This window comes from Actinomadura geliboluensis (assembly GCF_043197915.1).
GTDB classification, from domain to species: Bacteria; Actinomycetota; Actinomycetes; order Streptosporangiales; family Streptosporangiaceae; genus Spirillospora; species Spirillospora geliboluensis.
In genome coordinates this window covers 79,074-90,443 of record NZ_JBICUA010000010.1, presented here as the reverse complement: position 1 = coordinate 90,443, position 11,370 = coordinate 79,074, and the positions used below count along the sequence as shown (strand labels likewise).

The window sequence follows — 11,370 nt, the reverse complement described above, 5'->3', positions numbered from 1 at the left end:
GCCGCGCTCTCCGGCGCCGCCGCGCACCCTTCGTTGTGCGTCGATGTGGTAACTCCCGCTTCATGGGTTTTTGTAGGCCCGTAGATGAGATAGAAACGACGCGGTAACCCATGCGTGGAGAGGCAGGTGCACGGCGTACCCATGGACGACGGCAGGCGCGACGACTCGGGGATGCGGCTCGGCTCATGGAAGAGCCTGGCTCCGCTCGCCGCGGCCGCGGCCGCGGCGCTGTTCATCGGCGGCGGTGTCGACCTGGTGCACAACCGCCAGGACGCCCCGGACGAGGAGCGCGAGGCCAAGCCCGCCGCCGCCGCGAAGGCCGACCGGAACGACCCCCGCTTCGTCGTCGGCGTCACCGCGGAGGGGACGGCGCTGCTCGTCCGCGACGTGCGCACCGGCGCGAACGTGGGCCTGCCGGTGGCCCCGCCGCCGGGCCGCGTCTTCCACCGCGTCGCCGCCGCGAAGGACGGCTCGTACATCGTCGCGTCCTACGGCGACCGCACCGTCACCTTCCAGCGCCTCCACCTGAACGACGACGGGCACCCGCACGACCTGAAGGACATCCCGAAGGCCACCGTCTCCGGCACCTCCACCGCCTGGTCGGACATCGCCGTCTCCGGCGACCACGTCGCCTACGTCACCTACACGGGCAAGCGGAGCCGCGTGACGGTGCTGTCCCTGAGCAGCGGCACCAGCAAGACCTGGACGACGAAGTCGCCTGGGCGCGTCGACAGCCTCTCCTGGTCCGGCGCCGGGCTGTCCTTTGTCTGGACGCCCGTCGGCTCTGCCAAGAGCCAACTCCGCATGCTCGACACCAAGGGCGCCGACGGCAACCTGAAGGTCAGCAAGGCCGTCATGACGCTGCCCAAGGGCAGCTCCAACGCCGTCGTCCACGGCAAGACCATCGTCGCCGGGACGGTCGCCAAGTCGCAGCTGACCGTCCAGTCGTTCACCCTGGCGGGCAAGCCGGTGAAGGTGCTGTGGCGGCAGAAGGTGGCGGGCCCGCTGACCGACATCGACCCGGCCGTCCCCGGCGGGACGATCATGGTCACCGCCGGCGACCTGTACGTGCTGGGCAGCCCCGCCGTCCCCGCGAAGGACCTCGCCGACGCCACCTGGTGAGCCGCGGCGCCATCTGCTGAGCCGGCGCCATCTGGTGAGCCGGCGCCATCTGGTGACGCACGCGCCCGGACGGCTAACGTGGAGCAACGGAACCGGGCGAACGGAGCGAAACCGTGGGCATGGTGATGGCCGTCAGCTTCACCCGTTACGGCCGCCTGTACTACCTCGACCCGGGCCCGCACACCCCGAAGGTCGGCGACAAGGTGCTCGTCCCGACCGACTCGGGCCCGGAGGTCGCCGAGTGCGTGTGGGCGCCCCAGTGGGTGTCCGACGACATCGACGGCCTGCCCGAGTGCGCGGGCCCCGCCACCGAGGAGCACCTCGCCCGCGACGAGACCAACCGCCGCCGCCGCGCCGAGGGCCGCTCGATCGCCAAGCGCCTCATCCGCAAGCACGAGCTGCCGATGAAGGTCATCGGCGTCGACTTCCTCGACCACGACAACGTCTTCAAGATCTACTTCACCGCGCCGCACCGCGTCGACTTCCGGGCCCTCGTCCGCGACCTGGCCCGCGGCATCAAGGCCCGCGTCGAGCTCCGCCAGGTCGGCCCCCGCGACGAGGCCCGCCTCCAGGGCGGCATCGGCCCCTGCGGCCGCGACCTGTGCTGCGCCACCTTCCTCAAGGACTTCGAACCCGTCTCCGTCCGCATGGCGAAGGAGCAGGACCTCCCCGTCAACCCGCTCCGCATAGCCGGCGCCTGCGGCCGCCTCATGTGCTGCCTCAAGTACGAGCACCCGCTCTACATGGAGTTCAAGGAGAAGGCGCCGCGGCTGGGGTCGCGCGTCAGTACTCCCGAGGGCGAGGGGCAGGTCATCGGGTACAACGTGCCCGGCGACCGCGTGACGGTGAAGGTGGGCTCGCGGCGGTGCTCCTGCCCGTCCGCGTCGGTGTGCTCGCCGCGCCAGCAGCACGACGCCATGTACAACGCCGACGAGGAGTCAGGAGCGTAGGGCGATGGCCTTGCGGGCCGTCTTGACGGCCGCGGAGAGGGCCGTGATGTCGTAGGCGCCGGTGTGGCGGCGGCCGTTGACGAAGAACGTCGGGGTGCCGGAGACGCCGCTCAGGTCGGCGGAGTCGACGTCCTCGGCGATGCGGTCGGTGCCCACGTTCGCGCGCAGGTCGGCGCGGAACCGGTCGACGTCGAGGCCCAGTTCGGCGGCGTAGCGGACGAGGTCCTTCGGCTGCAGCGCGTCCTGGCGGTCCAGGAGAAGGTCGTGCATCTCCCAGAACGCGTCCTGCTCGGCCGCCGCCTCCGCCGCCTGCGCCGCGAGCTGCGCCTGCGGGTGGACGTCGGTGAGCGGCAGGTGCCGCCACACGTACCGGACGTCCCCGTAGTCGGCGAGCAGCTCCCGGATGACGTCCTCGGCCTGCCCGCAGTACGGGCATTCGAAGTCGCCGTACTCGACCACGGTGACCGGGGCGCGGGCCGGGCCCCGGATGTGGTCGCGCTCGGAGTCGACGGGCGCGGCCAGGTCGATGATCGTCTCCGCCGTGCCGAGCAGGGCCCGCAGCCGCCAGACCGGCGGCAGCAGCCATGTCGCGCGGACGACGGCCCAGGTGAGGACCGTGGCGACCAGCGCCGCCGACAGGATGCCGATCTTCGCCTCCTCCAGCCGCGGCCCGGTGAAGGTGAGCGCCGCGATCAGCAGCGCCACGGTGAACCCGACGCCGGCGACGGTGCCGCCGCCGCCGACCGCCGCCCAGCCGACCGGCGGCCGCAGCCGGCCCCGGCTGAGCCGCGTCACCAGCCAGGAGAAGCCGAGGATGCCGACCGGCTTCCCCGCGACGTAGCCGACCAGGACGCCCAGCGTGACCGGGGACGTGAACGCGCGGCCGAGGAAGTCGCCGCTGATGGAGATCCCCGCGTTGGCCAGCGCGAACAGCGGGACGATCACGTAGCTCGTCCACGGGTGGATCAGCAGTTGCAGGCGGTCGTTCGGCGAGATCGCCGCCGCCACGTTCGTCTGCGCCGACCGCGCGTACTCCGGCGTCGGCTGCTCCCGGAACAGCCGGAAGACCTCCGACGCGCGCTCCAGGTCGCTGCGCGCGGCCGGATGCGCGTACGTCAGCAGGCCCATGGCCAGCCCGATGACCACCGGCTCCACCCCGGACGACTCCAGCGCCGCCCACGCGCCCACGCCCAGCAGCACGTACACGCCGAACTGCCGGACGCCGGCGGCGCGGATCGCGACGATGACCGCGAACACGCCGAGCGCCGCCAGCAGCGCCGGGGTGTGCACGTCCTCGCTGTAGTAGATCCCGATGACCGCGAGCGCGACGACGTCGTCCACCACGGTCGCCGTCAGCAGGTAGGCGCGCAGCCGGGCCGGGAAGCGCCGCCCGACCAGCGCCAGCACGCCGAGCGCGAACGCCGTGTCGGTCGACATCGCGATGCCCCAGCCGTGCGCGGTCGGCTGCCCCGCGTTGAACGCCAGGTAGATCGCGATCGGCGCCATCATGCCGCCGAGCCCGGCGGCCAGCGGCAGCGCGAGCCGCCGCCGGTCGCGCAGCTCGCCGACGTCGAACTCGCGGCGCGCCTCCAGCCCGACGACGAAGAAGAACACCGTCATCAGGCCGCCGTTGACCCAGTCGCGCAGGTCCTGCGAGATGCCGGTGCCGCCGAACGTGACGGACGCCTCCGTGCCCCACAACCGCTCGTACGAGCCTGCGTCCGCGTTCGCCCAGATGAGCGCGGCGAGCGTCGCGGCCAGCAGCACCGTCGCGCCGCCGGTCTCGGTGCGCAGGAACTGCCGCAGCGGGGTGCGCAGGCTGCGCGCCCAGGCGGTCCGCCCGGCGAACGGCCCGGACTCGTCCCGACTTTCGGTCATCCTGGAAGTCTCACCCGCCCCGGTTCCCGTCCGTCCCATGGAACGGTCTGGAGAACCCCCGCAGGGTCGCGGTCATTCCAAGACCGCCCTCCCACCTGGGGTGATCGTGATTCTGATATACGGCCCCCGCGAACCTTGGCACCTTCGTCCCCTTGCCGTGGCGGCCGGTCCTACGCACTATTCCGGGGAGTCGCCATCCTGGGCTCCCACAGGAGGTACGTGATGCGCCGCATCTTCACGCTGGCCGTGGTCGCCGCCGTTCTGGGCGTCCTCGCACCCGCCGCACCCGCCGCCCACGCCGCGCCCGCCGCCGCGCCGAGCGGGGAAGGCGGGCAGGCGGTCTACGGGGCCAACGGCGTCCGCTGCACGCTCGGCTTCAACGTCCGCCAGAACGGCACCTACTACTTCCTCACGGCGGGCGGCTGCGCGCAGGTCGGGCTGATCCTGTACGCCGACCCGGCGCTGACCACGGAACTCGGGACCGTCGTCGCGGTCAGCAATGTCGCCGTCGCGCTCGTCCGGTACGTCGAGCCGCAGGTGGAGCGGCCGGGCAGCGTGCGCCTCTACCCCGGCTCCCAGGACATCACGTCCGCGGGCAGCCCGGTCGTCGGCCAGCGTGTGTGCCGCAGCGGCCCCACCACCGGCGTCCGGTGCGGCAGCGTGACGGCGATCAACGTCACCGTCCGCTTCCCCGAGGGGACGATCACCGGCCTGGCCAGGACGACGCTCTGCACCGAACCGGGCGACACCCCGGGCGCGCCGTACTTCTCGGGCACCACCGCGGTCGGCCTGGGCATCGGCGGCATCGGCGACTGCGCCAGCGGCGGCACGTCCTTCTTCCAGCCGATCAGCCCGATCCTCTCCGCCTACGGCGTCTCCGTGTACTGAAGCCCATGACGCCGGTAAATCGGTTGTGGGGGCCGCTCGGGCCGATCTAGCGTCCGCCCATGGACGGGACTGTGCGGTTGCTAGGGATCGATGAGCTCGGGGCCTGCCAGCGGCTCGCGGCCGATCGCGAGTGGGGGCCGGAGGACCGCAAGTGGCGGTTCCTGTTCTCGGTGGGGGACGTCTACGGGATCGACGACGGCGAGGGAGGGCTCGCCGGGACGGTGGTGTCGACTCCCTACGGCAAGGACGTCGCGGCCATCAGCATGGTGCTGGTCGCCAAGCGTTTCGAGCGGCGCGGCCTGGGCGGGCGGCTGATGCGCCACGCGATGGACAACTCGGGCACGGCGAGCCTGTGCCTGACTGCCACGGAGTACGGGCGTCCTCTATATGAGCGTCTTGGGTTCCGTTCTGTGGGCGTGTGCACGACGTACAAGGGCGAGTGGGGAGGGACGTCCGGGCAGGGCGTGTCCGTCCCACTGGAGGCGGACGACCTGCCCGGTGTGCACCAGCTCGACACTGAGGTGTTCGGTGCCGACCGGTCGCAGTTGGTCGAGGGCCTGCCGGAGTTCTGCGAGACGCTACGGGTCGTCCGGGACGAGACCGGTGTAGTCGGCTACGGCGGCGCGTGGTGGAACGACGACCAGGCCGTCATCGGCCCCGTCATCGCGCAGGACGCCGAAACAGCGCTCGCGCTGGTGGAGGAGGTCGCTCCCAAGGGCCCGATACGGCTCGACATCGACCACCGGCACCCGGAACTGATCGCGTGGGCGGAGGACCACGGCCTCCGCCCCGCGTTCACCACCACGGTCATGGAGTACGGCGCCCCGATCGCGAACGACCCGTCCCGCCTCCACCTGCCGGTCGCCCAAGCCCTGGGCTGACGCCCGGACTCCGTCCCCGGCCTTGTTCGGACCTGGCCGTGTTCAGACCTTGGCCGGGGCGGGCCGCCCGCCGGGGAGGGCGTAGCGGAAGATTTTCTTCCAGGTGCTCGTGACCTGCTTCGACAGCGAGCCCGTGTGGTACGGCAGGTCGTACTTGTCGCACAGGGCGCGGATGCGCGGGGCGACCTCGGCGTAGCGGTTGCTCGGCATGTCGGGGAACAGGTGGTGCTCGATCTGGTGGCTGAGGTTCCCGGTCATCAGGTGGAACAGCGGCCCGCCGGTGATGTTGGCCGAGCCGCACAGCTGCCGGACGTACCACTCGCCCCTCGTCTCGCCGTCGAGGCGCTCCTCCTCGAAGACGTCGACGTCGCCGGGGAAGTGCCCGCAGAAGATGATCATGTGCGCCCAGACGTTGCGGGCGACGTTGGCGGTGAAGTTCGCGGCCAGCGTGGACAGGAACTGCGGGCCACTGAGCAGCGGGAACGCCAGGTAGTCCTTGCCCCACTGGCGGGCGATCTTGCGGCCGATCTGGCGCAGCTTCTCCCGGGTGGCCGCCGGGTCGGCCGTCCCCGCCCGGATCTTGTCGATCTCCAGGTCGTGCACCGCCACCCCGTACTCGAAGAACATCGCGAGCAGCAGGTTGTAGAGGGGCTGCGGGAGGTGCGCCGGGCTCCACCGCTGCTCGGGCGCGACGCGCAGGATGCCGTAGCCGACGTCGTTGTCCTTGCCGAGGACGTTCGTGAACGTGTGGTGGACGAAGTTGTGCGAGTGCTTCCACTGCTCGGCGGGCGAGACGTTGTCCCACTCCCAGGTCGTCGAGTGGATCTTCGGGTCGCGCATCCAGTCCCACTGGCCGTGCATGACGTTGTGCCCGATCTCCATGTTCTCCAGGATCTTCGCGACGGCGAGCGTCGCGGTCCCGGCGACCCAGGCGGGCGGCAGCGAGGACGCCAGCAGCAGCGCCCGCCCGGTGATCTCCAGGCCGCGCTGCCAGCGGATCACCCGGTGGATGTAGGACGCGTCGCGCTCGCCCAGCGCCGCCATGACCTCCTCGCGGAGGGCGTCCAGTTCGGCGGCGATCGTGTCGTAGTCCGCGGTCGTCAGATGGTCGGTCATGGTGGGTCCCCCAGAGCCTCAGAGGTCGATTTCCACGGGGCCGGCGGCGGCCGAGACGCAGGTCTGGACGATCTCGCCCTCCTCGCCGTGCACCCGGCCGGTGCGCAGGTCCCGGACCTTGCCGGAGCGCAGCGCGCCGACGCAGCCGTGGCAGATGCCCATCCGGCAGCCGCTCGGCAGCAGCGCGCCCGCATCCTCGCCGGCGACCAGGAGCGGCGTGCTCCCGTCGGCGTCCGCCTCGACGCCGCTCCTGGTGAACGTGACGCGTCCGCCCTCACCGCCGCCGTGCAGGACGGTCCGGAAGCGTTCGACGCGGAGCCGGTCGGCGATCCCGGCGGCGTCCCAGTGCGCGGCGAGATCGTCCAGCATCGCGCCGGGCCCGCAGGCCCAGGTGTCGCGTTCCGCCCAGTCGGGGCAGACGTCCGGTAGCTCGGACGGCTTGAGCCTGCCCTCGGCGGACGTGTGCCGCTCGTGCAGGGTCATGCCGGTCATCGCGCGGAGTTCGGCGCCGAAGATGACGTCTCCGGCCGTCCTATCGGAGTGCAGGACGACGATGTCGGCGCCGTCTCCGGCGTGGGCGCGGAGCATCGCCATGACCGGGGTGATCCCGCTGCCGGCCGTGATGAAGAGCAGCTTGCGGGGGAGCGGCGAGGGCAGCACGAACTCGCCGTCCGCCGGTGCCAGGTGGACGAGCGCGCCGGGCCGGATCTCGTTGACGAGGTGCGCGGAGACGAACCCGTCGCGGGCGGCCTTGACGGTGACGGTGATCCGCCCGTCCGGCCGGGGCGGGGACGACAGCGAGAACGTCCGCCAGTGCCGGACGCCGCCGATGTCCGCGCCGATCCTGACCCACTGGCCCGGCCGGTGCCCCCGCCACGCCCGGCCGGGCCTGATCACGAGCGTCGCGGCGGACGGTGCCTCGTGGCGGACGGCGTCGACGCGTCCGCGCAGGTCGGTGGCCGACCACAGCGGGTTGACCAGGCCGAGGTAGTCCTCGGGCAGGAGCGGGGTCGTGAGGACCCGGGCCGCCTCCGCGACCCGTCGCCGTCTGCGGGTGCCTGCCTTGGTGTCCGGGCGTGACCGCGCCGCACTGATCACCTTGCCTCCCTGCCGACCGGTAACTTACGTTTGCGTAACCTACGGTCGCGTAGGGAGGCGCGACCTTTCAAGGCGTCCAGCGCCAAAGCGACAGGCATCACACCATCGCAGGATGTTCCATTCGTTGGTGTAAAGACAGATGACAAAGACGGCGGCGGAGGTTGTCGCCGCCCGCCAACGCCGCGGACCCCCGGCGCCTCTCTCATCCGTTTCTCACTCACGGCTCACGAGAGCCACATGCGCGGCCAAGAGCATCACCTCCATGAATCGGCCGTTTCAGCGCCGGACGCTGCTCGTCAACGGCGCGCTCGGCGTGCTGCTCGTCGCGGGCGCCGGCGCCGCATACCTCACGCTCGGCGACGGGGGTGACGGCGCCGCCGCGTCCACCCGGGTCTCGCGCGTGGCGCGGGGGACCGTGGAGTCGTCGGTGTCGGCGTCCGGCTCGGTGGCGAGCGCCCGGAGCCGCGCCCTGTCGTTCGGCGCGTCCGGCACGGTCGCCAAGATCTACGTCAAGGCGGGCGAGAAGGTCTCGGGAGGCGAGGTCCTCGCCCGCCTCGACCAGACCGAGGCGCTGGAGAACGTCAACGCCGCCAAGGCGAACCTGGCCGTCGCCGCCCAGGGCGACACGTCGTCGGAGAAGGGCTACGCCGGCTACGTCCAGGCGAAGAACGCCTACAACTCCGCTCTGCGCGCCTATCAGGGCACTGTCTTGAAGGCCCCGTTCGCCGGGACGGTCACCGCCGTCAACGGGACGGTCGGCGGCAGCTCCAGCGGCTCTGGCTCCACCTCGGGCACTGGGGCGAGCTCCGGCGGGGGATCTTCGCCGGGGGGTTCGTCCACGTCCTCGTCTTCGTCGTCGTCCTCCTCCGGGGCGGGCTTCATCGAGATCGCCGACACCAAGCACCTGCAGATCGAGGGCAATTTCACCGAGGCGGACACGACCAAGCTGAAGGTCGGCCAGGCCGCGACGATCTCGTTCGACGCGCTGACCGGCACGACCGCCACCGGCAAGATCACCGCGATCGGGGTGTCGCCGACGACCACCGACAACGTGGTGAAATTCCCCGCCACGATCTCGCTGGGGGACGTCCCGTCCGGGGTCCGGCTCGGCCAGACCGCGACCGTCGAGATCACCGTGGCCAAGGCGGAGGACGTCCTCTACGTCCCGAGCGCGGCGGTCAGGACGGCCGGCGGGCAGAGCATGGTGACCGTCGTCCGCGACGGCGTGCAGAGCACCCTCACGGTCGAGATCGGCGTCAAGGGCGACCAGGGCACCGAGATCAAATCCGGTCTGGAGGAGGGCGACCAGGTCGTCGTCACGTCCTCCACGAGCGGCTCCGGGACGTCCGGCACCACCGGACGCCAGGGGTTCCCAGCCGGCGGGCCCGGAATGGGCGGCGGGGGCGGTCCCGGCGGGGGAGGCCGCCGATGACGCCCGCGGCCCCCGTGCTCGACCTCCGCGACGTGACGAAGGTGTACGGGACGGGCGAAACGGCCGTCCACGCGCTGCAAGGCGTCTCGCTGACCGTGGAACGCGGCGACTACGTGGCGGTCATGGGCGCGTCCGGCTCCGGCAAGTCCACGCTGATGAACATCATCGGCTGCCTGGACACGCCGAGCGGCGGCCGCTACCTCCTCGACGGCCGGGACGTCGCCGGGCTGGGCGAGCGGAGCCTCGCCATCCTGCGCAACCGCCGCATCGGGTTCGTCTTCCAGTCCTTCAACCTCATCCCGCGGATGACCGCGCAGGCCAACGTCGAACTCCCGCTCGCCTACGGCGGCGTCAAGGGACCCGACCGGCGGCGGCGCGCCCTCGCCGCGCTCCGCGAGGTCGGGCTCGCCGACCGGACCCGGCACGAGCCGAACGCGCTGTCCGGCGGACAGCAGCAACGCGTCGCCGTCGCCCGCGCCCTCGTCACCGCGCCCGCGCTGCTCCTCGCCGACGAGCCGACCGGCGCGCTCGACAGCGCCTCCACCGCCGACGTCCTCGGCGTCTTCGACCGGCTCGCCCTCGCCGGCCGCACCATCATCGTGATCACCCACGAGGACGACGTCGCCGCGCACGCCAAACGCGTCGTCCGCCTCGTGGACGGCCGGATCGTCGAGGACGCGCGCCGCGCCCCCGTCACCGGCCCGCCGCCCGGCGCCGCCTGGACGACGCCTGCGGGAGGCGCGCGTTGAGCGTCCTCGACATCCTGCGGTTCGCCGTGCGCGGGCTGTCGGCCAACAAGCTGCGCAGCTCCCTCACCACGCTGGGCATCCTGATCGGCGTCGCCGCGGTGATCCTGCTCGTCGCGGTCGGGAACGGCTCGTCCGAGCAGATCAAGAAGAGCATCCAGCGGCTCGGCGCCGACTCGCTGACCGTCAGCCCGTCCACGACCGGCCGCGGCGGCGGTTTCGGCGGCCCCGGCGGTTTCGGCGGTTTTGGCGGCGGTCCCGGCCAGAGCACCGACACCGGCCCGCGCACCCAGGCCCACGACCTCACCACGGCCGACGCGCAGGCCCTCGCCAAGGCGACGTCGGTGAAGAGCGCGTCCCCGGTCGTGACCAGCCAGTCGGTCACCGCCGGCTACGAGGGGACGAGCGTGACCATCGGCCAGTTCGTCGGCACCACACCGACCTACTTCGGCGCCGCGAACAAGACCGTCGCGTCCGGCGCCCTGTTCACCGACGGGGACGTGACCGCCGCGCGCAAGACCGTCGTGCTCGGCAGCACGGTCGCGTCCGACCTGTTCGGACGGGTGGACCCGCTCGGCAAGAAGATCGACGTCGGCGGGATCCGGTTCACTGTCGCCGGCGTCCTGAAGGCGACGGGCTCGTCCTCGTCCTCCTTCTCCGACCCGGACAGCATCGCCGTCGCGCCGCTGCCCGCCGTCCAGGAGACCCTCACCGGTTACGGCGGCCTCGACCAGATCATCGTCCAGGCGACCGGCAGCGACGCCGTCGACGCCGCCCAGGCCGAGATCACGATCCTGCTGGACCAGCGGCACGGCACCACGGACTTCACCGTGTCGAGCCAGGCCAGCGTCCAGTCGGCGGTCAGCGAGTCGAGCCGCACGTTCACCGTCCTGCTCGGCGCCGTCGCCGCGATCAGCCTGCTCGTCGGCGGCATCGGCATCACCAACATCATGCTGGTCACCGTCACCGAGCGGACCCGCGAGATCGGCATCCGCAAGGCCATCGGCGCGCCGCGCGGCGCCATCCTCGGCCAGTTCGTCGCGGAGGCCACCGTCCTCAGCCTGCTCGGCGGCCTCCTCGGCGTCCTGACCGGCGTTGTCGGCAGCCGCTTCACGATCGCGGGCGTCGAACCCGTCCTGGTGCCGTCGTCGATCGTCCTCGCCCTGGGCGTCTCCGTCGCGATCGGCCTGTTCTTCGGCGGCTACCCCGCCTCCCGCGCCGCCCGGCTCCGTCCCATCGAGGCGCTCCGCCATGACTGA

The 11,370-nt window shown here is 71.9% G+C and carries 10 protein-coding genes; 7 read left to right on the top strand and 3 right to left on the bottom strand.

Going from position 1 to position 11,370, the window contains the following annotated elements; all coding sequences use genetic code 11:
* The first annotated feature begins 126 nt into the window (after positions 1–126).
* Positions 127–1,122, top strand: a complete 996-nt coding sequence (locus ACGFI1_RS29770) for a hypothetical protein (RefSeq protein WP_392789987.1) — start codon at positions 127–129, stop codon at positions 1,120–1,122.
* 119 nt (positions 1,123–1,241) lie between these two features.
* Complete coding sequence (locus ACGFI1_RS29765; RefSeq protein ID WP_386870872.1) at positions 1,242–2,072, top strand: PSP1 domain-containing protein; 831 nt, start codon at positions 1,242–1,244, stop codon at positions 2,070–2,072.
* Here ACGFI1_RS29765 and nhaA read toward each other — a convergent pair.
* Positions 2,061–3,950: a Na+/H+ antiporter NhaA gene (gene nhaA / locus ACGFI1_RS29760; protein ID WP_392789984.1), complete on the bottom strand. Its 1,890-nt coding sequence runs from the start codon at positions 3,948–3,950 to the stop codon at positions 2,061–2,063. The two genes, ACGFI1_RS29765 and nhaA, sit on opposite strands and share 12 nt — an antisense overlap.
* Positions 3,951–4,172: 222 nt before the next feature.
* Here nhaA and ACGFI1_RS29755 point away from each other — a divergent pair, with 222 nt between their 5' ends.
* Complete coding sequence (locus tag ACGFI1_RS29755; RefSeq protein WP_392789982.1) at positions 4,173–4,838, top strand: S1 family peptidase; 666 nt, start codon at positions 4,173–4,175, stop codon at positions 4,836–4,838.
* Between the two features lie 59 nt (positions 4,839–4,897).
* Positions 4,898–5,719 (top strand): GNAT family N-acetyltransferase, encoded by an 822-nt coding sequence (locus ACGFI1_RS29750; RefSeq protein WP_392789979.1) that lies wholly within the window; start codon positions 4,898–4,900, stop codon positions 5,717–5,719.
* 42 nt (positions 5,720–5,761) lie between these two features.
* Here the strand turns inward: ACGFI1_RS29750 and ACGFI1_RS29745 are convergent, their stop codons facing one another.
* Together ACGFI1_RS29745 and ACGFI1_RS29740 are read right to left on the bottom strand one after the other, a co-directional pair.
* Positions 5,762–6,835, bottom strand: a complete 1,074-nt coding sequence (locus ACGFI1_RS29745; protein WP_392789976.1) for a fatty acid desaturase family protein — start codon at positions 6,833–6,835, stop codon at positions 5,762–5,764.
* Positions 6,836–6,853: 18 nt separating this feature from the next.
* Entirely contained in the window at positions 6,854–7,933 is a 1,080-nt protein-coding gene (locus tag ACGFI1_RS29740; RefSeq protein ID WP_392789973.1) for a ferredoxin reductase, read from the bottom strand.
* A 262-nt stretch (positions 7,934–8,195) separates the two neighbouring features.
* Here ACGFI1_RS29740 and ACGFI1_RS29735 point away from each other — a divergent pair, with 262 nt between their 5' ends.
* From ACGFI1_RS29735 to ACGFI1_RS29725, 3 genes are read left to right on the top strand one after another with little or no spacing between them, the layout of a single operon-like run.
* Positions 8,196–9,365: an efflux RND transporter periplasmic adaptor subunit gene (locus ACGFI1_RS29735; protein WP_392789970.1), complete on the top strand. Its 1,170-nt coding sequence runs from the start codon at positions 8,196–8,198 to the stop codon at positions 9,363–9,365.
* Positions 9,362–10,114 carry an ABC transporter ATP-binding protein gene (locus tag ACGFI1_RS29730; RefSeq protein WP_392789968.1) on the top strand — a complete coding sequence of 251 codons (753 nt, stop codon included), beginning with the start codon at positions 9,362–9,364 and terminating at the stop codon, positions 10,112–10,114. Before ACGFI1_RS29735 ends, ACGFI1_RS29730 begins: the two co-directional genes overlap by 4 nt.
* Positions 10,111–11,370: an ABC transporter permease gene (locus ACGFI1_RS29725; RefSeq protein WP_392789965.1), complete on the top strand. Its 1,260-nt coding sequence runs from the start codon at positions 10,111–10,113 to the stop codon at positions 11,368–11,370. Before ACGFI1_RS29730 ends, ACGFI1_RS29725 begins: the two co-directional genes overlap by 4 nt.